General features: G+C 68.4%; 19 protein-coding genes. 11 read left to right on the forward strand and 8 right to left on the reverse strand.

The features are described from left to right. Nucleotides 1-22: 22 nt before the first annotated feature. Genes H9I38_RS10515 through H9I38_RS10525 form a run of 3 tightly spaced genes read right to left on the reverse strand, consistent with a single transcriptional unit; the run spans nucleotide 23 to nucleotide 2,508 of the window. Complete coding sequence (locus tag H9I38_RS10515; RefSeq protein WP_226338778.1) at nucleotides 23-895, reverse strand: alpha/beta hydrolase family protein; 873 nt, start codon at nucleotides 893-895, stop codon at nucleotides 23-25. Nucleotides 896-906: 11 nt separating this feature from the next. Next, on the reverse strand, nucleotides 907-1,845 hold the full coding sequence (gene kynA / locus H9I38_RS10520) for a tryptophan 2,3-dioxygenase (protein WP_226338779.1): 939 nt from the start codon (nucleotides 1,843-1,845) through the stop codon (nucleotides 907-909). A 42-nt stretch (nucleotides 1,846-1,887) separates the two neighbouring features. Beyond that, the gene (locus H9I38_RS10525) at nucleotides 1,888-2,508 is read right to left on the reverse strand and encodes a hypothetical protein (RefSeq protein ID WP_226338780.1); all 621 of its coding nucleotides are present in this window, start codon (nucleotides 2,506-2,508) and stop codon (nucleotides 1,888-1,890) included. A gap of 6 nt (nucleotides 2,509-2,514) precedes the next feature. Here H9I38_RS10525 and H9I38_RS10530 point away from each other — a divergent pair, with 6 nt between their 5' ends. From H9I38_RS10530 to H9I38_RS10545, 4 genes are all read left to right on the forward strand, one after another. Further along, complete coding sequence (locus tag H9I38_RS10530; RefSeq protein ID WP_226338781.1) at nucleotides 2,515-2,844, forward strand: hypothetical protein; 330 nt, start codon at nucleotides 2,515-2,517, stop codon at nucleotides 2,842-2,844. A gap of 498 nt (nucleotides 2,845-3,342) precedes the next feature. Next, a complete protein-coding gene (locus H9I38_RS10535) occupies nucleotides 3,343-3,813 on the forward strand; it encodes an SRPBCC family protein (RefSeq protein ID WP_226338782.1) in 471 nt (156 codons plus the stop codon). A 249-nt stretch (nucleotides 3,814-4,062) separates the two neighbouring features. Further along, nucleotides 4,063-4,569 (forward strand): mycothiol transferase, encoded by a 507-nt coding sequence (locus tag H9I38_RS10540; protein ID WP_226338783.1) that lies wholly within the window; start codon nucleotides 4,063-4,065, stop codon nucleotides 4,567-4,569. A 127-nt stretch (nucleotides 4,570-4,696) separates the two neighbouring features. Next, nucleotides 4,697-4,909, forward strand: a complete 213-nt coding sequence (locus H9I38_RS10545; protein WP_226338784.1) for a hypothetical protein — start codon at nucleotides 4,697-4,699, stop codon at nucleotides 4,907-4,909. Nucleotides 4,910-5,107: 198 nt separating this feature from the next. Here H9I38_RS10545 and H9I38_RS10550 read toward each other — a convergent pair whose 3' ends face one another. Continuing rightward, nucleotides 5,108-6,430 carry a phytoene desaturase family protein gene (locus H9I38_RS10550; protein ID WP_226338785.1) on the reverse strand — a complete coding sequence of 441 codons (1,323 nt, stop codon included), beginning with the start codon at nucleotides 6,428-6,430 and terminating at the stop codon, nucleotides 5,108-5,110. 95 nt (nucleotides 6,431-6,525) lie between these two features. Then, on the reverse strand, nucleotides 6,526-7,638 hold the full coding sequence (locus H9I38_RS10555; protein ID WP_264177611.1) for a type I restriction endonuclease: 1,113 nt from the start codon (nucleotides 7,636-7,638) through the stop codon (nucleotides 6,526-6,528). 223 nt (nucleotides 7,639-7,861) lie between these two features. Between H9I38_RS10555 and H9I38_RS10560 the strand changes: the two genes are divergently transcribed. Both H9I38_RS10560 and H9I38_RS10565 read left to right on the forward strand, forming a co-directional pair. Then, nucleotides 7,862-9,280, forward strand: a complete 1,419-nt coding sequence (locus tag H9I38_RS10560; RefSeq protein ID WP_226338787.1) for an MFS transporter — start codon at nucleotides 7,862-7,864, stop codon at nucleotides 9,278-9,280. A 74-nt stretch (nucleotides 9,281-9,354) separates the two neighbouring features. Further along, nucleotides 9,355-10,650, forward strand: coding sequence for a M20 family metallo-hydrolase (locus H9I38_RS10565; RefSeq protein ID WP_226338788.1), 1,296 nt, complete (start codon nucleotides 9,355-9,357; stop codon nucleotides 10,648-10,650). A gap of 11 nt (nucleotides 10,651-10,661) precedes the next feature. Here H9I38_RS10565 and H9I38_RS10570 read toward each other — a convergent pair whose 3' ends face one another. After that, on the reverse strand, nucleotides 10,662-11,216 hold the full coding sequence (locus H9I38_RS10570) for a hypothetical protein (protein ID WP_226338789.1): 555 nt from the start codon (nucleotides 11,214-11,216) through the stop codon (nucleotides 10,662-10,664). Between the two features lie 513 nt (nucleotides 11,217-11,729). Between H9I38_RS10570 and H9I38_RS10575 the strand changes: the two genes are divergently transcribed. From H9I38_RS10575 to H9I38_RS10590, 4 genes are all read left to right on the forward strand, one after another. Beyond that, nucleotides 11,730-12,869 carry a FecCD family ABC transporter permease gene (locus H9I38_RS10575; protein ID WP_226338790.1) on the forward strand — a complete coding sequence of 380 codons (1,140 nt, stop codon included), beginning with the start codon at nucleotides 11,730-11,732 and terminating at the stop codon, nucleotides 12,867-12,869. Further along, the gene (locus tag H9I38_RS10580; protein WP_226338791.1) at nucleotides 12,866-13,741 is read left to right on the forward strand and encodes an ABC transporter ATP-binding protein; all 876 of its coding nucleotides are present in this window, start codon (nucleotides 12,866-12,868) and stop codon (nucleotides 13,739-13,741) included. The genes H9I38_RS10575 and H9I38_RS10580 overlap by 4 nt, the downstream gene beginning before the upstream one ends. 9 nt (nucleotides 13,742-13,750) lie before the next feature. After that, nucleotides 13,751-14,776: an ABC transporter substrate-binding protein gene (locus H9I38_RS10585; RefSeq protein ID WP_226338792.1), complete on the forward strand. Its 1,026-nt coding sequence runs from the start codon at nucleotides 13,751-13,753 to the stop codon at nucleotides 14,774-14,776. A gap of 93 nt (nucleotides 14,777-14,869) precedes the next feature. Beyond that, the gene (locus tag H9I38_RS10590) at nucleotides 14,870-15,319 is read left to right on the forward strand and encodes a hypothetical protein (protein ID WP_226338793.1); all 450 of its coding nucleotides are present in this window, start codon (nucleotides 14,870-14,872) and stop codon (nucleotides 15,317-15,319) included. Nucleotides 15,320-15,447: 128 nt separating this feature from the next. On the opposite strand, the gene H9I38_RS10595 is transcribed toward H9I38_RS10590, so the two are convergent. Further along, the gene (locus H9I38_RS10595) at nucleotides 15,448-16,722 is read right to left on the reverse strand and encodes a hypothetical protein (protein WP_226338794.1); all 1,275 of its coding nucleotides are present in this window, start codon (nucleotides 16,720-16,722) and stop codon (nucleotides 15,448-15,450) included. A 254-nt stretch (nucleotides 16,723-16,976) separates the two neighbouring features. Between H9I38_RS10595 and H9I38_RS10600 the strand changes: the two genes are divergently transcribed. Then, nucleotides 16,977-17,132: a zinc transporter permease gene (locus H9I38_RS10600; protein ID WP_226338795.1), complete on the forward strand. Its 156-nt coding sequence runs from the start codon at nucleotides 16,977-16,979 to the stop codon at nucleotides 17,130-17,132. Between the two features lie 376 nt (nucleotides 17,133-17,508). Here the strand turns inward: H9I38_RS10600 and H9I38_RS10605 are convergent, their stop codons facing one another. Then, entirely contained in the window at nucleotides 17,509-21,114 is a 3,606-nt protein-coding gene (locus H9I38_RS10605) for an SdrD B-like domain-containing protein (protein WP_226338796.1), read from the reverse strand. Nucleotides 21,115-21,670: the final 556 nt, after the last annotated feature.

The raw sequence follows: 21,670 nt of genomic DNA on the forward strand, positions 1-21,670 counted from the left end.
TCGGCCGCTCGTCACGCCGCCGTCAGACTCCCAGCGCGCGGCGCACTGCGGCGAAGTGCGGGGAGGACGGGTCGATCAGGTCGAAGTGGTCCGCCCCCTCCAGCTCCGTGCACGGCGCGGGGAAGCGTCGGCTGAACGCGATGTCCACGGTGGCGTCCTCCGTGCCGTGGACCACCCGCACCCCGATCCGCTCGGGGATGAGCGCGGCCCGCGAGCGCGGGTCCTCGGCGAGGTACGGCCGCAGGTCCTCGTCAGGAAGGCATCCGAGGTACTGCGCCACGGCCCCTCCCGCGAGCCCCTGCCGCGCCTCCTCCACGAGATCGCTCACCGGGGCAAGGGCGACGACGACGGCGGACGGCCCCTCCGCCTCCTGCCAGCTGGCCCAGCTCAGGGCGAGGCTGCCCCCGGCCGAGTGGCCCGCGACCACGAGCCGCCGCCCTCCCAGCGGCCCCCACGGGGACTCGCCCCGGAGGATGGCGCCGAGGCAGGCCCGGACGTCCTCGAGGGTGCGGGGATGGCCACCGGCGCCCGGGCTGGGTGCAGTTGTGCCGCCGGCGCCCGGGTCGTGCGGACCTGGGTCGTGTGCGCCCGGGCCGCGTGAGCCCTGCCCGCGTGCAGCCGGGCCCGCCCGGCGGTACTCGACGAGCGCCACGGCAGCCCCGGCCTCCGCGAGTGCCGCGGCCAGGGGCCGGGCGTGGTCCAGCGGAATGGACTCGCGGAAGTAGCCGCCGTGGAGGAACACCACGAGAGTCTCGGCCGCGGCGGCGTCCCCGTAGAGCTCGGCGGCCTGGCCCGGGTGCTCGCCGTAGGCCCAGCGCTCGCCGGGCAGGACCGCCTGGGCGAGGATCCGCTGCAGATGGGCGTCCTCGCGGGCGGCGCCGTCGCCGTCGTTCACGGGAGGGGCGCTCACTGGCCGGGGGCGCGGTCCCGCACCTCGGTGCGGACGGAGAAGAGCTCGGGGAAGAAGGTGAGGTCGAGCGCGCGCTGGAGGAAGCCGACGCCGCTCGAGCCGCCCGTGCCGCGCTTCATGCCGATGACGCGCATGACCGTGCGGAGGTGGCGGAAGCGCCAGAACTGGAAGTTCTCCTCGAGGTCCACGAGCTCCTCGCACGTCTCGTAGACGGACCAGTTGGCGTTCGGGTCCTCGTAGATGCCCTGGAAGACGCGGATGAGGTCCTCGGACTCGGTGTGGGCGCGGGTGACGTCGCGCTCGAGGATCTCGCGCGGGACCTCGTAGCCGGCGCGGGCGAGGCAGCGGAGGAACTCGTCGTAGAGGCTCGGGCGGCGCAGGAGGTCGGAGAGGAGGGCGTGGGCCTGCGGGTCTGACTCGAAGACCTCGAGCATGCCCGCGTTCTTGTTGCCGAGGAGGAACTCCACCGCGCGGTACTGCCAGGACTGGAAGCCGGACGAGCTGCCGAGCGAGCCGCGGAACTCCGCGTACTCGGACGGGGTGAGGGTGGCGAGGACGGACCACTGCTCGGTGAGCGTCTTCTGGATGTGCTTGACGCGGGCGATCGGCTTGAGCGCCCGCTGCAGCTCGTCCCGGGCGATGAGCTCGCAGGCCTCGAGCAGCTCGTGGATCATGAGCTTGAGCCACAGCTCGGTGGTCTGGTGCTGGATGATGAACAGCATCTCGTCGTGGTGCGGGGGCTCGCTGACCGGGTGCTGGGCCGCGAGGAGCGTGTCCAGGCCGAGGTAGGAGCCGTAGGACATCCTGTCGCTGAAGTCGCGCTGGACGCCCTCCTCGATGGGGCGCTCGTTGCGGGTGACCTGCTCGCCGGGGGCGGTGCGGGGGCCGGGGGCAGCCGGGGTCTCGGGGGCCTCTTCGGGGCGGTGTTGGCTCATGAGCACGAGTCTATGGGGCGGAGTGACCGGGGTCACGGAGGGCTAGCGGGGGTTCTCGCTCTTCCCTGCCGCCCCGCCCCGGGCGACCCGCTCCTGAGCGACCCGGTCCTGAGCGATCCTCTCCAGGGCGGCGAGGAGCGCGTCGGCGTCGCTCACGTCGTAGAACGCGAAAGACTGCGATCCGATGAAGAGGTCCGCACCGGAGTTCTCCCACACGGCGAAGGGGAGGGACGGGGAGGGCCCGAAGGTCACATTCAGGTGGTCCTGGAACAGGTCGAGCGCCACCGGGCTCCGGGAGAGCCTGCGGGACTCGACGCCGTCCCGGCCCCGGAGGATGACGGCTCGCCGGTCCGTGAGCACGTACTGGATCCTCCGCTTGCGGCGGGCCTTCACCCCGAAGCGCCCGACGGCGATGAACAGGCCGACGGCAAACCCCACCGCGTTGGCCCACACGTCGAACGCCTGGGGATCCGGGCCCCGCAAGGCCCGTAGCAGCAGGTAGCCGACGTACCCGACGAAGAAGAGGGCCACGGACTCGATGAGGAGGTCGAACTTCGTGAAGTGCTGGCGCGGATCGGGGCGGCCGGCCCAGAGGAGCTCCTCGCCTGGGGCGAGGACGGCCTGGGCTCGGGCGTCGAGGCGTGACCGATCTACTGAATCCAATGGCCCTTGACCGTCATCGCAGGCAGGAACCCGCCCATGAACAGAATCATGGGCGCGATGAGACGGTTGTCCCATTTCATGGCATCGAGCATCGACTTCCCTTCCTCGCCAAGTACCCCTCTAAGGGAGCAGCTGGAAAATGAGGAGGATCCCACCGAAGAGGAGGCAGGCAAAAACGGCAATTGCGGCATACGTCTTGGAGGTCTGCGGCTTGTCCTGATACCTCCGTGTATAGAATCCGAACATCAAAATGCTCAGCGCGACTGCCCCAAATCTCATCCAAAATGGGAACTGGTCGAATCCATTCACTTCTTCCTCCTGACGAGGAAGAAGTAGATGACCGCAGAGAGCATGATGATCAACAACACTGGAGCAGCCGGAAGATTCCCCGTGGAGCTCCATCCGATGTAGTCCATCGCCCGCGCGCTACCTTCCTGGGCACTTGATCTTGTTTTGAGTTGCTTTCACGCCTCCCCCGAAGGAAAAGCGACCGATCACCCCTAGTGGCCACATGAGATGAGCGAGAAACTCGTGTTCATGAGTACTCGACCCCCTGAGACTGGTACACCGCCTGCAACCGTGCTCATTGGATGCGTCTGAAACCCAAACCCCTCAGACACGACTAAGAGTACACACAGCCGCCGAGCAGGAGGAGCACCTGGCACGAGTCGCCTTGACGGAGGTTTGACGGAGGAAACCCGCAGCACCTGCTCACTTAACACCGGGGCCAGCCATCCGCGCACCAATTACATCTCATGCGTTCGTTGTTCGCGGCGCCAGTCAGTCATAGGAAAATCTGAGCAAGCCCCAGAAAACCTGTTTAGGATCAGTGCCATGTCGACTTTCTCTGTGAGCCGTTCCATCACGATCGACGCTCCGCAGGAGCGCGTCCACTCCCTCATCAGCAACCTCCACGAGTGGGAGCAGTGGTCACCGTGGCAGGACACCGATCCGCGCATGGTCCAGACCTACAGCGGCCCCCAGTCCGGTGAAGGCGCCAGCATGCACTGGAGCGGAAACCGGGAGGCCGGCGAGGGCACGATGACGATCCTCAGCTCAACCCCGAACCAGATCGACGTGGCCATCGCCTTCCTCCGCCCGTTCAAGGCGGAGAACCGCGCCTCCTTCTCCCTCGGCGCCGCCCCCGACCACCACGAGGGCTCCGTCCGCGTCACGTGGACCATGAGCGGCGCTCAGAACCTGTTGCAGAAGGCCTTCTGGGTGCTCGGCGGCATGGAGCGCAAGCTCAACGGCGACTTCGACAAGGGCCTCCTCCGCCTCCGCAACCGCGCCGAGGGGAAGTAGGCCTCACCCGCTGCGCGCCCCGGCCTGTCGCAGGGACCCGCAGTCCTTGCGGACCCGCCCCCCCTTGTGCACCCAGCGCCCCCCCTTGTGCACCCAGCGCCTCCGCTTGTGCACCCTCTCTTGTCAAGATTCAGGCCGATTCCTGACAAGGGAGGGTGCACAAGCATGCTGAACGGGTGCACAAGCGGGCCAGCTCCGAACTGAGGCACCGGCCGGGGTGGGGTTGCGCCGGGTCCTAGCCTGGGACACATGGACGCCATCGCAGTGCTCAAGGACCTGGCCCAGCGGCCTCTCGACGCGGCCCGCCGCCTCGCGGACGGCCTCACCCCCGAGCAGCTCAACGCCCATCCGGGCTCGCAGGACAACTCGATCGCGTGGCTGCTGTGGCACACGGGCCGCGAGATCGATGCCCAGACCGCCCAGCTCTCCGGGGGCGAACAGGCCTGGACCGCGGACGGCTACGCGGACCGGTTCAACCTCTCCCTCGACCCCGCCGACCACGGCTACGGCCACACCGCCGAGCAGGCCCGCTCCGTCACGGTCGACGACGCCGGCCTCCTCCTCGACTACCTCGACGCCGCCGTCGCGGCCCAGACCGACTACCTCGGAACCCTGTCCGCCGAAGACCTGGACGAGGTCATCGATTCCAGCTTCGATCCGCCCGTGACCCGCGGTGCCCGGCTCGTCTCCCTGTCCGAGGACGCCCTCCAGCACGTGGGCCAGGCCGCCTACGCGAAGGGCGTGCTCGGGGACTGAGGCCCCTCGGCCCGCTTGCCCGTCCCCGCGCCGGCCCTTCCCGCACCAGACATTCCTCAGGTAGCCTCAGTTTCATCTGAGGCCCCCAGCCCGGAGCGGGCCCGGCACACACGAGAAAGGGCACTCCATGCCCAGGAAAACCGGCCTCTCCATCGGGTGGATCGTCTTCTTCGCCGCCCTCATCGCCGTCATGATGTTCTCGCGGAAGCCTGTGCTGGTGGTGGTCGTCGGCATCCCCCTGGCGGTCGCCTTCTACCTCTGGCACCGCGGCCGGAAGCCGGAGGGGGCCGACGCCCCAGACCGGACCGTCGGCACGGATGAGGGCGCACCGGGCGCCTGACCGCACCGCTGGAGGCAGCGCCAAGCGGCCCACAGCTCGCCCAACCCGCTTGTGCACCCGGTTCGTTCGGTTTCCGCCCCGAAAACCGAACGAACCGGGTGCACAAGCGCCGGGAGACCCGTGAGAAGGGTTTACTCCGCCCAGGCGGAATCCGCTCGGCCGCCCTGCGCCCGCCTCTGCCCTGCACCTGCCGCTGCCCTAACCCCGCCTTCGCCCGAGCTCCCGCAGGGCCAGGCGCGCCGCGATGTGCCCGCTCATCCCGTGCACGCCCGGCCCCGGCGGCGTGGCCCCCGAGCACAGGAACCACCCCTCGCGCGGCAGGGCCCACGGCGCGGCGAGCAGCCCGCGCTGGAGCCCCGTCCTGAACAGATGCCCCCTTCCGGACACAGGCCCGCTCCCCGACACCGGTCCCCTCGTCCGCAGCGTCCCGCTCGTGAGCAGCTGCCACCCCCGCGTGGCCCCGGAGGCGATGTCCCCGCCCACGCAGTTCGGGTTGTAGGCGGGGAAGTCGGCCGCCGTCGTCGTGGTGACGTCGAGGACCGTGGCGGCGAATCCCGGTGCGAACCGCTCGATCTCCCGCGTGATGACCTCCGCGGAGTCCGCGCTCGAGCCGTGCGGGACGTGCGCGTACGCCCAGACGGTGTGGAGGCCTTCGGGGGCGCGGGCGGGGTCGAAGAGCGAGGGCTGCGAGACGAGCGAGAACGGGTGCGCAGGGAGGCGGCCGGCGTTGACGTCGCGCTCGGCGCGGGCCACCTCGCCCCACGTGCCGCCGAGGTGGACGGTTCCGGCGCGGCGCAGGCGCTGGTCGCGCCAGGGGATGGGGGCACTCGTGACGAAGTCGGCCTTCGCGGCGCCCGGCCCGTACCGCCTGGACGACGACGGCGCGGCCGGACTCACCGCCCGATGTGCGGTTGCGGGGTCCGTGTCCCAGAGAACGAGGTCGGCGGCCTCGAGCTCGGCCGAGAGGTCAGCGGGGTCCACGCGACGCCCGCATTCGATGAGGACCCCGAGCGATTCGGCCCGCCGCACCAGGGCGTCCGCGATCGCCTGGGAGCCGCCCACGGGGATCGGCCACCCGGAGAGGAGGCCCGCGCCGCCGAGCAGCGCGCCCGTGCCGAGCGCCAGCGGTGAGGCCGGCGGCAGCATGGCGTGCGCGGCGACTCCGGCGAAGGACGCGGCAGCTCTCGCGGCGGAGCCGGTCAGCGAAGACAGGATGGATGGCTCGGCGGCGCCTGCCCCCATCGCCTGCGCCCACGCCCGCGGCGGGGTCACGAACCGGACCTCCCGCTCCAGCCCGAGCCGCCGGAAGAACGGCGAGATGCGGGCGAGGGGGTGGACGGCGGAGCAGTGGTCGTGAAGGGTGCCGAACCGCTCATTCCGGAACGAGCGCAGCCCGCCGCCCGGCGAGTCCGCCGCCTCGAGCACGCGGACGTGCAGGCCCGCCTCGGCCAGGGTGATGGCCGCGGCGAGCCCGTTGGGCCCGGACCCGACGACGACGGCGGTCCCTTCACCGCCCCTCATCTAGCCCGCCTTAGGCTGCCGGAAGACGATGTACGCGAACCTCCCGATAGCGGCAACAGCTGTGTTCAGGGCCATTCCCAGCACCCTTCTCTTGATCAGCGGTCCAGGTATCGCTTCAGCGATTCACGAATCGGCTCCGCAAGAGCGTAGATCTCTTCGAGATGCTGAATCGGGTTTCTGGTCTCCGTCTTCGACTCGTCAAACGTTCCCACGTAGCGCTGAGACCGATTGAACCACAGGCGGGCCAAGGGCAGACGGTTGTTGTCGTCGAGAATGACGGCGCAATAGGTCTTCGCGTCCCGGATCGTCACGCGGTCGATGGCCACGAGATCCCCCACGATCGCGCGAATAATGAGATGCGCTTGGACCTCGTCCTGCGTGGTTTCAAAACCATCGCCTGGGCTCTGCTCTTCCTTCTCAGGGGCTTCAGGCTTCTTGATCTCCCCGGTCCTCGTTGGTTCGGCCGGGGAAGACTCGTGCGTGCTCGGGGCCGGAGCATCACTGCCCAAAGCGCGCGTCAACCGCTCATTCACCTGGTCCGCGACAAATTGTTTCAGTCCTGTCTGGATGATGGGCGTCATCTGTTCGCGCACCTTCGCGGTGATCCGCCCGCCGTAGATGCGCCCGATGAAGAGGCTCGCGAAGTCGGCATCCATGTCTGCCATCTGCGTGCTCATGACCTTCTTGACCGCCGACACGTACTTCAGCTCCTCTGCGGCCATGAGAACGGAGTCGAGATCGAACGACTCCTTGGCGACCTTGGCAACCTGCGGCACAAGCACGGGGTCGATCGCCAGGAGGTCGAGTTCCATGAACGGCTTCGAGTCCATCTTGTTCTTTGAGTCAAGATCCGTATAGAAGTGCCAGTGCTGACCGTTGGTCAGAATGGCGATGCGCGCATTGGTCACATGGAAGTAGCGGAAGAGCTGCGATGCACTCTCCAGGGACAACGGCTGGCCGACCTTCTTGCACTCGATGAGAATCGAGACTTCTCCCTCGTGCAGGATGGCGTAGTCAATCTTCTCGCCCTTCTTGATGCCCACGTCCGTGATGAACTCGGGCACGACCTCGCCGATGTCGAAGACGTTGTAGCCGAGGACCTGTTGGATGAAAGGCATGACGATGGAGGTCTTGGTCGCCTCTTCGGTCAGAATCTGGCTTTTGGTCTGTTCAACCTTCTTGGCCATCGCGCTCAAACGGTCTGTCATACCCACAACAGGTCTCCTTTGATCCTGAGCTGCACGCGAAGCGGGAGCTTCGCGCCGTTGAACAGCACCATAGGACAAAGTCAGACTCTTGTGACCCTCATGACAGGAATTGACGCACCTTGTCTGCATCTCACCATTCGTCGCCCCGCGTGCATCCCGTCCCCGCCCCTGCAAGGATGAAGGCAGCCTAAAGAGATCCAGCTCACACAACCCTGGAGACCACATGAGCAGCACGTCCCCCGCACATCCCGGCGCGCCGGGCGAGGCCGGCGCCCCCAACAAGGGCGGCGCCCCACGCGAGACAGGCGCCCCGAACGAGGCCACGGTCCCCGCCGGCCACTCCCCCGCGGAACGCCTCACCTTCGACGAGTCGGTGACCAAGCGGGTCGCCCTCGCCTCGCTCGTGGGCACGGCGCTCGAGTGGTACGACTTCTTCCTCTTCACCACCGCCTCCGCGCTCGTCTTCAACATCCAGTACTTCACGAGCAAGGACCCCGTCGTCGCGGGCCTCGCCTCGTTCGGCACCCTCGCCGTCGGATTCGTAGCGCGGCCCATCGGCGGGCTCGTCTTCGGTGTGATGGGCGACAGGCTCGGGCGCAAGAAGGTCCTCATGATCACGGTGCTCGGCATCGGCACGGTGACGGGCCTCATCGGCGTCCTGCCGAACTACGCGGCGATCGGCGCGGCCGCTCCGATCCTCCTCATCCTTCTGCGCGTGCTGCAGGGCTTCGCCGTCGGCGGCGAGTGGGGCGGCGCCATCACCATCGCCGTCGAGAACGCGCCGCCCGAGAAGCGCGGCCGCTACGCCGCCCTTCCGCAGGTCGGCTCGCCGATCGGCACCATCCTCTCCTCCGGCGGCTTCGCCCTCCTCGCGGCGGTGCTCAGCAAGGACAGCTTCGACGCCTGGGGCTGGCGCATCCCGTTTCTCGCGGCGATCCCGCTGCTCGGCGTCTCCCTGTGGCTGCGGGCCAAGCTGTCCGAGTCGCCGGAGTTCGAGGCGATCCTCGAGGAGGGCGAGACCTCCTCCTCCCCGCTCAAGGGCACGCTCGCGCAGCAGTGGCGGCAGATCCTCGTGGGCGCGGCCACCGCGTTCCTCGGCGTGGGCGGGTTCTACCTCGTGACGACGTTCGTGGTGTTCTACGGAACCGCGGTCCTCAAGCTGGACCGCGGGCTCATGCTCACGGCCACCATCGTGGCCTCGGTGTTCGAGATCGGCATCCTCATCATGGGCGGCCGCCTCGCCGAGCGATTCGGCGGCATGCGCGTGGTCATCGGCGGCGGCCTGCTCACGGCGCTGCTCGCGTTCCCCGTCTTCCTCGCGGTGGAGTCCAAGGCCCCGGCGCTCGTCATCCTGGGCATGACCGTGGCGGTGTGCTCGCTGTCCATCCCGTACGCGGTGTCCGGCGCGGTGCTCACAGGCCTCTTCCCCACGCGCCTGCGCAACACGGGCGTCTCGGTGTCCTCCAACCTCGCGGGCCTGCTCAGCGGGTTCGTCCCGATGGCGGCCACGGCCACCCTCCACGCGAGCGGGAACTCGTGGGTGCCGAGCGCGTGGATCCTCGTGGGCATCGCGCTCCTCACCACGGTCTCCGGGTTCGCCATCCCGCGCCTCAGCGTGGACGAGCCCGGCCGCAAGCACTGACGGCCCCGCCCATTCCGACAGCGGCCGGCACCGCGCCCCGCACGTCCCGCTCCCGACGCCCCGAAGGAGACCCCATGCCCCCGCAGCCAGCCCAGTCCCCTGTGTCGGCCGAGTCCCCGCAGGCCCCCGCCGCCGAGGACTTCCTCCGCGATTTCCGCGCCATGAGCGAGTTCGGCGCCACCGGCCGCGGCGGCGTGGACCGCCAGGCCGCCACCGAGCCGGACGCCGAGCAGCGCCGCTGGCTCCGCCGGCTCCTCGAGGCGCGCGGCTTCACCGTCCGCTTCGACCGCATCGGCAACGAGTGGGGCCTCCTCGAGCGGGTGCCGGGCGCGCCGTTCGTCGTCGTCGGCTCCCACATGGACTCCCAGCCGACGGCCGGAAAATACGACGGCGCCTACGGCGTCCTCGCCGCAGCCCACGCCGCGTTCCGGCTTCAGGCGGAGTGGGAGGGCGGCGGGCGCCCCGAGCCGCGGTTCAACGTGGCCGTGGTCAACTGGTTCAACGAGGAGGGCAGCCGGTTCAAGCCCTCGATGATGGGTTCGTCCGTGTACACCGGGAAGATGCCGGCCGCGGAGGCGCTGGCGGTCCGGGATGCCGACGGCGAAAGCGTCGAGGACGCCCTCCGCGCGCACGGATTCCTCTCCGAGTGGGAGGGGCCCGAGGCGGCGTTCTGCGCCGAGATCCACGTGGAGCAGGGGCGCTCGATGGAGCGGGACGGGGTGCAGATCGGGCTCGTGCACTCGAACTGGGCGGCCAACAAGTACGAGTTCGCCGTTCACGGCGAGCAGGCGCACACCGGGTCCACCGAGATCCCGGACCGGAGGGACGCCCTGCTCGGCGCCTCGATGCTCGTGGTAGCGGCCCGGGAGATCGCGGACGCCTTCCCCGGGAAGGTCCACACGTCCGTGGGGCAGCTGGACGTCTACCCGAACTCGCCCGTGGTGGTGCCGTCCGAGGTGACGTTGCTGCTGGACCTGCGCAGCGCCGACGAAGACCTCCTGGCCCAGGCCGACGCCATGCTCCACGAGCGCGTGGCCCAGGCCGAGCGGGCCGCGCGGGTGGACGTGGAGCAGCGGACCTCGCACGCCTGGCCCGTCACGCCGTACCAGCCCGAGGGCGTGGAGCTCGGCGAGAAGGCCGCCGCCGGGCTGGGGCTCGCGCACGCCCGCGTCATGACGCTCGCCGGTCACGACTCCACGAACATGAAGGACCTGGTCCCCACCGTCATGCTGTTCGTGCCGTCCGTGGAGGGCATCTCCCACAACGAGCGCGAGTTCACCCGGGACGAGGACCTGACCGCCGGCGTGGACATGCTCACCGACGTCGTCGGCCGGCTCGCCGCCGGCGAGCTGGAAGGGCGGGCGGGGTAGGCGGGACGGCGTCAGCGCCGCAGGCTCTCCCGGATGCTGCACCACTCGGTCCAGCCGGGCACAGACTCCAGCCCGCGCGCCTGGCGCCACTCGAAGACCTCGCGCCCCAGCGCGTCCAGCTCCCCGAGCACTCGCCACTGCTCGCGCCCCGGGAGGCGCTCGAACCCGTCACGGTCGACGACGCTCGGCGCCACCCCTCCCCCACGCTTCGCGACGCCGGACAGCCGGATCTCGCACAGGGCGACGAGCTGGCCCCGGAATCCCGGCGTGCAGCGGCCCAAATCCCCCGCAAGGCAGTCGAAGATCGAGAGGTCCTCGTAGCGGGCGCAGAACCGGTCGGCCCAGAACTCCAGCGTGCACGCCGCCTCCGGATTCACCCACACGGGCAGCGCGGCGAGGTCCAGCTCCTGCTCGAAGAACTCGGCGGCCACGTCCGCCTCGCTCGCGACCCCCGGTAGTGGAACGCCCGGCTTCTGCGGGTTCGCCTCGGCCCGAAGGCCAGCCGCCTGCTCGGGCGCATCAGCGGCGGGGTTCCCGCGGCCAGTCCGCTGGGTCTCAGGGGGCATACGCACTCGATCCTTCGGGGAACTTCATTGACGGGGCCGCTCTTGCCGTGCGTTCCGCCCGGCGCGTCATGGCCGGCTGTCTCGTCAGAGCATCGTCGGGCCTCGTGAGGGGCGGCTCGCACAATCCCGTCGGGGCCTCCCCCACACACCGAGGTTTTCATTGTGGTGGGAATCAATAGCAGTTGTAAAGCCTCCCTCAACAACTGCGCATCTTCCTTCGCCTCGACTTTCAGCCTTCCCGACCGGACACGTTCACCCTGACCCCCAGAGCGCTTGACCCCCAACACCCCCCCCAACCGCTTTTGATACGCATTTGCCAGAGACATCATTTGAAACTACACCTCCCCCTGCGCGCAAAACGTGGGACAAACAGCCCCGCACCAGCGCCCTGCCAACCCCGCCCTCCGCGCCCGCCTGAGCACCCCACCCGCAGCCGCCACCTCTCCCCCAACCGCATATGCGACTCATTCTCAACAACTGCTACGCTGTGAACCTCACCCCAAGGAGGTCCACGTGCCCACTGCGCCCGCAGCGTCCCAGGCGGCCGCGCCGTCGTCGCCCCCACGCCCCGAGCGCCCCTTCCGCAGCCAGCGCCGCACCCGACTCCTCCTCCCCGCCCTCGCCGCAGCCCTCCTCCTCACCCTCGTCCTCGCCGGCGCCCTCGGCCCCGTGGAGACCACACCCCTCCAGTCAGCCCAGATCCTCCTGGGGCACCTCCTGCCGGACATGCCCTGGATGTCGGACGGCTCGCTCACGCCCGCCCAGGACCAGGCCGTCGTCGACTTCCGCCTCCCCCGCGCCGTCCTCGCCGCCCTCGCCGGGGCGTGTCTGGCCCTCGCCGGCGCCCTCCTCCAGGTCGCCGTCCGCAACCCGCTCGCGGAGCCGTATCTCATCGGCGTCTCCTCGGGCGCGGGACTCGGCGCCACAGCTGTCATCGTGCTCGGCAGCGCCGCCGGCATCACCGCCCTCACCCAGAAGGCCGGCAGCGCCCCCGGCGGACTCGCCTGGAGCAACGCGGCGGCCTTCGCGGGAGCCGTCCTGGCCATCGCGCTCGTCTATCTCGTGGCGCAGCAGAAGGGCATGCTCCTGCCCACGCGGCTCATCCTCGTGGGCGTTGCCCTCGGCGCGATGTTCTCCGCCGTCACCAACTTCCTCATCTCCACCACGGACGCGCAGAACGTCGTCGGCGTCCTCTACTTCCTCCTCGGCAGCGTGTCCGGGGCGGGGTACGGCTCGCTGTGGATGCCCGCCGTCGCGCTGGCCGTGGCACTCGCGGTCATCGCCCCGCGCGTCCGTCAGCTCGACGCGCTCATGGTGGGCGACGACGTGGCCGCCTCCCTCGGCGTCCGCGTCCCCCGCCTGCGCCTGCTCCTCTTCCTGCTGACCGCGCTGCTCACGGCGTCCACGGTGGCGGTGGCCGGGGGCATCGGGTTCGTGGGGCTCGTGGTGCCGCACGTCGCCCGCCTGGCCGTCGGGTCCTCGCACCGGGCCATGCTGCCGGTGGCCGCTCTCGGCGGGGCCGTGTTCCTCGCCGCGAGCGACCTCGCCGCCCGCACCGTCGCCGAGCCCCGCGAGATCCCGATCGGCATCATCACGTCTCTCGCCGGCGCCCCGTTCTTCCTCTACCTGCTGAGGCGGGAGGGCGGCGCATGAGGCTCGAGTTCCAGGACGTCCGCGTGGCCCGCGGCGGCCGCCCCATCCTCAACGGCGTCTCCCTCGCCGCCGAGCCCGGGCGGTTCCTGGGCCTCATCGGCGCGAACGGCTCCGGCAAGTCCACCCTCCTCAAGGCCGCCTACCGGGCCATGGCCCCCGACTCCGGCGAGGTTCTCGTGGACGGGCAGCCCGTCTCCAGGCTCTCGCAGCGCGAGCTCGCCCTGCGGATCGGCGTCATGAGCCAGGAGTTCGGCGCGGACTTCCCGCTGTCCGCGCGGGAGGTGATCGCGCTCGGGCGGGTCCCGCACCAGCGGGGGTTCGGCGCGGAGTCCGAGGCCGACGCCGAGGCCGTGCAGGAGGCCGCCCGCGCCACCGGCGCCCACCCCCTGCTGGGCCGCGCGTTCGGCGGGCTCTCCGGCGGGGAGAAGCAGCGGGTCCTCCTCGCGAAGGCGCTCGCGCAGGCCACGCCCGTGCTCCTGCTCGACGAGCCCACCAACCATGCCGACCTCGGCTTCCAGCGCGACCTCCTCCACCTCGTCCGCTCCCGCGGCGCCACCGTGGTGGCCGCGCTGCACGACCTCAACCTCGCCCTCGAGTACTGCGACGACGCCGCCCTCCTCACCGGCGGCCGCATCACCGCGGCGGGGCCGGCCGAGGACGTCCTCACCGCCGAGGCCGTGGACGCGGTCTTCGACGTGCACACCCTCCGCCTCCCCGACCCGCGCGGCGGCCACGTCTTCGCCTTCCGCCGGGCGGAGGACTCGCGCGGCCCGGACCCGGCCGACGACGCCGCTGCGGACACCGGGCCGTCCGGCTCCGCCGGCTCCGCCTCATCGCACAGCACCGCCTCACCACCGTCACCTCACTCCTGAAAGGCAGCCATGACTCCTCCTCGCATGACCTCCCGCACTCCCTCCGCGCGCGTCCGCTTCGCCGGAGTCGCGGCCCTCGCCGCCCTCTCCCTCGCGGCGTGCGGCCAGGGCGTCTCCGCCCCCAAGGCCTCCGACGGCGGCTCCGCCTCCGCGGCCTCCTTCTCGACGACGAACTGCGGCAGCCCCACGCAGTACAAGGCCAAGCCGCAGCGCGTCGTCGCCCTGTCCGTGGGGCAGGCGGAGATCCTGACGCGGCTCGGGCTGGCGGACAGCATCGTGGGCGTGGCGCAGCTCAACGGGCAGGAGCTGCCGCGGGAGCTGAAGGAGCGGGAGGGCAAGGGGCTGCAGGTGCTCTCGCAGGACTCCCCGCCCTCGCGGGAGACGCTGCTCAAGGCGCAGCCGGACCTGGTGCTCTCGCCGACCACGTACGAGTTCTCCGCGGACCAGGGCTTCGCCACGAAGGAGCAGCTGTCCAAGGGCGGCGCGCAGACCTACGTGGCGGCGGCCGGCTGCTTCGACCGCCGCGCCAAGGCCAAGGTGCGGGACCTCTTCACGGACATCGCGGCCTACGGGGAGATCTTCGGCAAGCAGAAGGAGGCGCAGCAGCTCGTCGAGCAGGGCGAGAAGACGCTCGCCGAGGCCAAAAAGCGCTCCGAGGGCAAGACGAAGCCGCGGACGGCGCAGCTGTTCATCGACGGGGACCACATCACGGCGATCGGCGCGGGCGTGGAGCACGACCTCCTCCTCGAGGCCGGCGCGCAGCCCGTGTTCTCCCCGAAGGACAAGGAGTTCTCCAGCTTCTTCGCGGCCGAGGTCTCCAAGGAGGCGGTGGCGGCGAAGGCGCCGGAGGTGATCGTGCTGACCGCCTCCGGCAAGGCACAGGAGAAGAAGGCGCGCGACTACCTCAAGGCCAACCTGCCGGACGTCCCGGCAGTGAAGAACAACCGGATCGTGGTGCTCGACTCCAACCAGGTCCTCCCCGGCACGTGGGGGCTCGTGGAGGGTGTGGAGAAGGTGTCGGAGGCGATGGAGTAGACCGTTCCATCCGGGGCAGGAAACGCGGAATCGAAAGCGAAGCGTTACACGGATCCCGTTTCCCCGGCTCCGCTCCTTTGCTGGGATGGGGATATGAGGAAACGCGGCGCGCTGGCGGCGATGGGCGCTCTGCTCATCGCCGCCACCGGATGCTCACAGGGGGCCAGCCCGTCCGGCCCCGCGCCTTCACGCGGCGCGGAGGACGAGGCCCGGCAGAGCATCGAGCGTCTGCAGAGCACCTTGAAGAAGACCCGCCACGGTCCGGCACCCGCCTGGGAGGCGGGCGGCGTGGCGGGCCAGGGCTCCCCCGACCGCACGTCTTTTGACCCCGTCCTTCCGGGACCGCCCACGGCGCGGTTCATCTGCGAGGGCGCCGAGGTCACCGTCTCCTTCAGCAACGGCCCGCAGAAGAAGGTTCCGTGCGGCAAGCTCGTGGAGTTCAACTCCATCGACCCGTACGCCGGGAAGAGCAAGGGCCTCTCGATCCAGGTCTCATCCCAGGGGAAGGCGACCTGGGCGGTGGAGATCAGAGCCCGGAAATAGACGACCCCCAAGATCACCGGCAGCCCCACCTCAACCACCTCAAGATACTTGCTGGAAAGGTCACCGGTTAGGTCGAACGCGATCCCGCGAGGAGGAATCTCACTGCGAAAGCCACGCGGCCATCAACATCAATCGGATTGCGCTCCAGACTTATAAGAACTCAAACTATCATTAATTTCTCGTAATTTATCATTTGAAGCACGCAGCCTACTTGAATAATATTCTTCGAGGCGTGAAGATGGGCTCCCAAGACAGCAATCAATCCTCGACTCAAGTCGATACAAGACATACCGGAGCCAGGAATGCACCGAATTTTGATAACATTTCTCCCCGAGTCCATGATCGCGATTCCTGCGTGATTTCGTCAGAAGCAGGCCAATCGACAGCCCGTAGCCAACCGGGAAGACATAAAACCAGAAGACAGCGGCTAAACTCCCGGTATCACCCCAGAGGTAGATAGCCAGCACGATCTCCATCAGCGACATCAGGATCGCAATTAAAACAAAAAACCAGCGGAAATTATCGCCACGTGGGCACGTCTTTAGCGATTCTGCTAGAACAAACAATAGAACAACGCAGCCCGATACATAGAAAACAGCCACCACACTGGCGAAAAACAACGGAAATGCGTTGGCGGGATCAATCCGGAGACCATGGCCTTTGCAGATCCAAGTGGTCGCTACGAACACGATCAGATCAACAATCACTCCCAGAAGCAAGATCCACACAGCCGTTATGCTTGTCCTTCCAATGGAGAATTTTCTCGAACTAATTGGCCATCTACTCTTTATGCCATTTACTTCAGCTTCCAGAAGGGGCAGTCGTCGCTTTAATTGGATACTGTCTAGAAGTTTTCCAACTCCACGATCCTCCCATCTAGCAACCGCCGCGAACGCACCGGCTTGTGAAATGATAATTATCAACAAGTTCTCCGCTATGCCTGATTTTGGACCTGTCGATCCGGACCAGTCATAATCCACAAGAGAAAGGATCGTACCCAGTGTAATTCCATGCAACGCAAAGGCGGATATGCCCGTCATGAGTTGTTGCTTCGAGTGCTCGGCAATCAACCAATCATCTCGCTCACCTGGCGCAAAATTCCCCATTTGTTTCTTGTCTACAGATCCAGTGAACGTGAAAAGTAGAACGAATATTGCCGAAATTGCACTTAGAGCGACCGAGGCATCGAGTTTGAGATAGCGAAATAACTCGCCTGTAATTTCGGAGAGCTTCGGGAAAAATTTCTCAATATCAAACGCTGTAGGGTAAGAAATCGAGACGAATGTCGCAAGGAGGGGGGCTCCAATTATGGTCACAATCGCCGAGGCTATGCTCCAAATGTATTTGATGCGATATTTCTTCCAGCCGTCTACTCCTACATCCACTGCCCGGATACTCGTCACCTAGCCCACCTTAAATAGATTTTCCACAGTTTAAGAAAACGTTAGCTGAAACCTGCCCACGCTCGCTAGCCAGCGAACCTCGAGGCCTGGCGCGACTAGCAAACCCATTGACTCGAGGGCTGGAAATCAAGGAGAGACCTGCGCACAGGAGTGCAGGACCGCACCCCGCGGCGTAGCCTGAACTATGTAGGGACGCTTTACATCGCCCCGAGCACCGAAGCAGTATCAAAGCACCACCCGAGGGGAGCACCGCCATGACGCAGCCGCACCACGAGGCCGAGCACACCGTCGCCGAGCACAAGCACGGCGAGGACTGCGGCCACGAGGCCGTCCAGCACGAGGACCACACGGACTACATCCACGACGGCCACCGCCACGCCGAGCACGGCGACCACTACGACGAGCACTGACCCGCTCGCCCACTCCACACAGACGTGCCGCCGGCCGCCCCTCGCGGGCTGCCGGCGGCACTGGTGTCTGAAGCCGTCCCAGACCCGAGCAGGCGCCCGCCTCACCCCAAGTCAGCTGAGTCAGGGCCCGCGCTCGCGCCATGCCAGCACCCGGACTGCGCCCTACGCCACTCCCCAGCACCGCCAGGCCACGTGCGGTCCCGCCCACACCCGTTTCCGTACCCGCCGTCGCTGACACCCGTTTCTGCTCAAAATCCCGAGCAAAAACGGGTGTCAGGGAAGCTTTTCGGGTGTGACGGCAGGAACGGGTGCTGTTGGCGCGCCCGGGCCTGGACCCCGGGCGCCCAGGAGGAGACCCGGGCGCCGACCTCACCGGCTACCGCTGCTCGCGCTCCTCACGACGACGGCGAGCCACCAGCACACCCGCAACGATCAGCACCACCGCGCCCAGGAGCAAGCCGCCCACGCGCACACCCGTGTAGGCCAGCGAGCCAGGCGTGTTCACACCGCCCGGATTCGAGCCCTGGCTCGGACCGCCCGGATTCGACGAGCCCGGCGTCGGGGCCGTGCTGCTGCCCGGAGTCCCGTTGCCGCCCGGACCCGACGTCGGCCCTGCCGAGGGTGCCGCGCTCGAGGACGGAGAGCTGCTCGGGCTCTTCCCCGGAGCCGGTGACGTCGCCGGAGCAGACGGGGAACCGGTCGGGCCGGTGGTCGGAGCCTTCGTCGGCGTGCCAGTCGGCGAGCCGGACGGACTCGGAGAACCGGTCGGCAGTCCGGTCGGGACGCCTGTCGGAGTACTCGTCGGAGTATCCGTCGGACTCGGAGTACTCGTGGGGCTGTCCGTCGGAGACGGAGTCGCCGTCGGCGAGTCAGTCGGCGTCGGCTCTCCCGGCTTGGCGAACCCGAAGTCCACACTGCCCACCGTCGCATCCCGCCCCAGGCTGATCGCCGAAGACGTCAGCGAGGCATCCGCGCCGTGAGCGCCCGAGTACGAATACGTCTGCTGCGCCCCCGAAAGAGCCTGCTGACCGTCCACCACCCGCACCGTGTAGCCGCCGGCCAACAGGGATCGGAAGGCGTAGTGCCCGGCGGCGTCCGTCGTCGTCGTTCCCAAGACGTCACCCGAGGCCGAGACGTCCTCAAGCCGCACCCCCGGGATGCCCGCCTCGGAGGACCCCTGGGCGCCGTTCTGGTCCTGGTCCCACCACACGGTTCCAGCCACCGCTGAGGCGAACAGAGCCGTGGTCACCGCATCCGGCGAGGGCACCGGCTGCGCGAGATCCGGGGACGTGCCGACGCCGAGGCGGTTGCTCACCGAGTCTCCCGCCTTAGCGCCGTCCACATGTGCGGAGAGCTGCACGAACTGGTTCGCGCCGGAGGGCAGGTCGGCCGTGTAACGAACGGCCGTGACCTCCGAGAGCGAGGACGGGCAGTCGCCGCCGGCGGTGTAGCTGTCACACCACACCGTCCCGCCCCCGGCCTGGTTGGAGGCGTCGGCCGGGTTGTTCGAGACCGAGGCCGGAGCCGCCTTCGAGTACTCAGCCTTCACACCCGCCGGCACGGTCGAGCGGTCCAGGACCACATGGCCGGCGGTCTTGGTGCCGTTGGCGTCGCCGTTGTAGGGCAGGACGTCGATCCACTGCGCGCTCGAGACGGGGATGGAGAGCGTGTTGGACAGCCCCATCGTCCAGGTCAGTCCCTCGTCGCGCTGCATCGACGACTTGTCCGCGGCCTTGCTCGCGAGGACCGCTGCCTGCCGCGTCAGCGTCAGGTTGCTGTCCGCGTTCGCAGGGACGTAGCGGACACCCGGATCCGCGTAGTCCACGGTCACCGACGCCGTCTGCCGGGTCTCCGTGGCCAACGGGGACATGCGGACCGGCAGGGTCATCTCCCTGTAGGCCCCCAGTTCGAAGGGCCCAAAGGGATGCGAGGCGGTCGCCGTCACCACCGTCGGGGTGTCATCCTCGCAGCCGGGGCCACCCGCTGCCTGCCCCGGCTGGACCTTGACGGTCCAGTCCGCGCCGAAATCCGGCGTGCCGTTCGGCGAGGCGCAGGGCGGAAGGGTGAACGTCAGCCGCGGAGTGGCGGTCTGCAGGGTTCCGTTCATCTGTCCGCTGACGCCGAACCCGAAGGAACCCGTTCCGCCGGGGCTCACCGTTCCGTTGGCGTAGCCCATGGCATAGGCGTTGAGCTGGGAGGCCGCGCCGATGGAGAACGCGGCGGCGCCGGTCCCCCAGCCGCTGGTCCGGCCCGTGGTCACGTAGCCGTGGTCCCACAGCTGAGGGGTGGCGCCGAACTCGTCGAGATCGGTCCGGTTGAGGTTCGGGGTGAACGGGATGCTGAACTCGATCCCGTTGACGGTGTCCACCGGCGCCTTGAGCGTGATGCGCACGGCGTTGATCGCCCCGCTCACCTTTGAGGGGTCCGTAGTCCACCCGCTGAGGGCGGACGGATCGCCGCAGCTCTGGTCGGCCCCGTCCTGGTGCGAGTAGTAAACGGTGTACTGGCTCGGGGCGAAGGGCTGCGGCCAGTTTCCGGAGAGCTCCGCGACCGTGATGGGCATCGTGGTCTGAAGCGACTGGTCACTCGGGTTCCAGACGTCGCAGGCGTCCACCGTGTACTGCCCGGGCAGGGGGCTCAGGCTCAGCTTCGAGTACGCCGTCTGTCCTGCGAAGAACCCGGGCGTGACGTACCTCGTCTGCCCCTGGGCGTTGCCGAGCGCAAGAGTCGGCTGGGAGTAGCCGTACTGATCCGTCACCCGCTTCTGCACGAGGTCCGCCGGGACGGTGTAGGCGATCTGAACGCGGACACAGTCGTTGTTGGGCATCCCTCCCATGGCCTGGAGCCCGCCCAGCGAGTCCGTGCCCTGGGTGCAGCTCGCCAGCTGCTGGCCGATCTGCGTTCCGCCGCCCATGTTGAGATCGCCCGTCGTGGTCTTGAGGACGGGCGAGTCCTGGGCCACGCGCACCGCGAAATCGGCGTTCAGCTGCGTCCCGGAGCCCGCGAGGGGCACGAGGACGTTCACCGCCGTCGCGAGCCCGACGATGTCCGGTCCGCCGTTCTGCGTGCCCCAGCCCGCGCTCGAGGTCTGCCGGAACTCGAAGGTGTCCGTGGGGTTGCCCTGCGTGTCCGCGAGGAGCGTCCCCGGCGGCGCGCCGACCAGGGCCAGCTTGACGCTCTGCCCGGAGATCGCGGGGATTCCCTTCTTCGCGGACACCCCGGACACGGGGATGCTGTCGCCTGTGACGTAGATGCTCTTCTGGATGTAGTACGCGCCGTTGACCTTGATCGGCGTGGCGACGTCTCCGAGGATCTGGAGGCGGAGATCCGCCTTGAGGTTCCGCAGGGCGGTGAAGCCGGCTCCCGTGGCCAAGGTGGAGGTGCTGCCGTCTGCCGCGGCCTGGAGGATCTGGGCGTCGGGAACCGTTGCGGCCGAGTTCGGAGGGACGGTGTACGTGAAGTCCTGCCGGTAGGAGAGGTTCACGTTCGGCTCGGGGGTGAGCGTGCAGGACGGGTAGGGCACTCCGTCGACCTGCACCATGTCCAGGCCGCCTCGAACGGTCCACTGGCCCGCCCGCGAGATGCAGAACGAGGCCAGGCCGTCGATGGCCGCCTGCGTGTTCCCGCCGAGCACGCCCGAGCCGATCTTGAACACCAGAGTCACGGGAGTGGGGTTCGCGTCGGACTTGATCGCGAGGTCCACCCGGTAGCCGACCTTGTCCAGCGTGCAGACGTAGTCGTCGGCGGCCGTTTCATCGCCGGGCGTGAAGCCGTGGGCGGCGTTGACCACGCACTGGTCGGCGGTGCCCTGGCCGGTGCCCGTGGAGGTCCGCTGGATCGAGGCGGTGACGGTGGGCGCGGCCGCGCGAGCTGCGGGGGCGAAGAGGCCCGTCGAGCCGGCCAAGACAGCGAGGAAGGCGAGGAACGCCATGATCAGACGCCGACGGCGGAGCGAAGCGGGAGCGAGTGACGTGACAGTCATGAGAACTCGTCTCTGGGGATGCGCGAGCGCAGAAGGAACGGGGATCCTCGTCGAGACGAGTTGAGGAGATTCTACTCGAAAAACGACGGTGATTCACAGCACGGGTTAGTTCTCCGTCGTAACTTTCCGTCCCGCTTCTCCGCGCATTCTGCACCCACCCTGGCGCCCGACGCCCGGCCCGCATCGCCTTCCACACCCGTTTCCGCTCGCCCCCGGACCGACACACCCGTTTCCGTACCGCCGGCCGTTCACACCCGTTTCCGCTCGCCCCGGCCTGACACACCCGTTTCCGCTCAAAAATCCGAGCGAAAGCGGGTGTCTAGGAACATTTCAGGGTGCGACGGCGAAAGCGGGTGCGGTTGGCGTGATCCAGACCAATCCCGATGCCGCAGATCAACAGATACCGCACCTCCGACCGCACACAGCAAGGGCGCGGACCCTTCGGCCCGCGCCCTCCCTGCAGACCAGCGCCCAGGTGGAAACCCGGGCGCCGATCTCACCGGCTACCGCTGCTCGCGCTCCTCACGACGACGGCGAGCCACCAGCACACCCGCCG

The sequence above is a fragment of the Arthrobacter sp. UM1 genome (assembly GCF_020483305.1).
Classification (GTDB): Bacteria; Actinomycetota; Actinomycetes; order Actinomycetales; family Micrococcaceae; genus Falsarthrobacter.

Bases quoted from the DNA above. Each gene is read 5' to 3' on its own strand.
- kynA (WP_226338779.1), bottom strand. From the start codon at position 1,845: ATGAGCCAACACCGCCCCGAAGAGGCCCCCGAGACCCCGGCTGCCCCC.
- H9I38_RS10535 (WP_226338782.1), top strand. From the start codon at position 3,343: ATGTCGACTTTCTCTGTGAGCCGTTCCATCACGATCGACGCTCCGCAG.
- H9I38_RS10540 (WP_226338783.1), top strand. From the start codon at position 4,063: ATGGACGCCATCGCAGTGCTCAAGGACCTGGCCCAGCGGCCTCTCGAC.
- H9I38_RS10545 (WP_226338784.1), top strand. From the start codon at position 4,697: ATGCCCAGGAAAACCGGCCTCTCCATCGGGTGGATCGTCTTCTTCGCC.
- H9I38_RS10550 (WP_226338785.1), bottom strand. From the start codon at position 6,430: ATGAGGGGCGGTGAAGGGACCGCCGTCGTCGTCGGGTCCGGGCCCAAC.
- H9I38_RS10555 (WP_264177611.1), bottom strand. From the start codon at position 7,638: ATGACAGACCGTTTGAGCGCGATGGCCAAGAAGGTTGAACAGACCAAA.
- H9I38_RS10560 (WP_226338787.1), top strand. From the start codon at position 7,862: ATGAGCAGCACGTCCCCCGCACATCCCGGCGCGCCGGGCGAGGCCGGC.
- H9I38_RS10565 (WP_226338788.1), top strand. From the start codon at position 9,355: ATGCCCCCGCAGCCAGCCCAGTCCCCTGTGTCGGCCGAGTCCCCGCAG.
- H9I38_RS10570 (WP_226338789.1), bottom strand. From the start codon at position 11,216: ATGCCCCCTGAGACCCAGCGGACTGGCCGCGGGAACCCCGCCGCTGAT.
- H9I38_RS10580 (WP_226338791.1), top strand. From the start codon at position 12,866: ATGAGGCTCGAGTTCCAGGACGTCCGCGTGGCCCGCGGCGGCCGCCCC.
- H9I38_RS10585 (WP_226338792.1), top strand. From the start codon at position 13,751: ATGACTCCTCCTCGCATGACCTCCCGCACTCCCTCCGCGCGCGTCCGC.
- H9I38_RS10590 (WP_226338793.1), top strand. From the start codon at position 14,870: ATGAGGAAACGCGGCGCGCTGGCGGCGATGGGCGCTCTGCTCATCGCC.
- H9I38_RS10600 (WP_226338795.1), top strand. From the start codon at position 16,977: ATGACGCAGCCGCACCACGAGGCCGAGCACACCGTCGCCGAGCACAAG.
- H9I38_RS10605 (WP_226338796.1), bottom strand. From the start codon at position 21,114: ATGACTGTCACGTCACTCGCTCCCGCTTCGCTCCGCCGTCGGCGTCTG.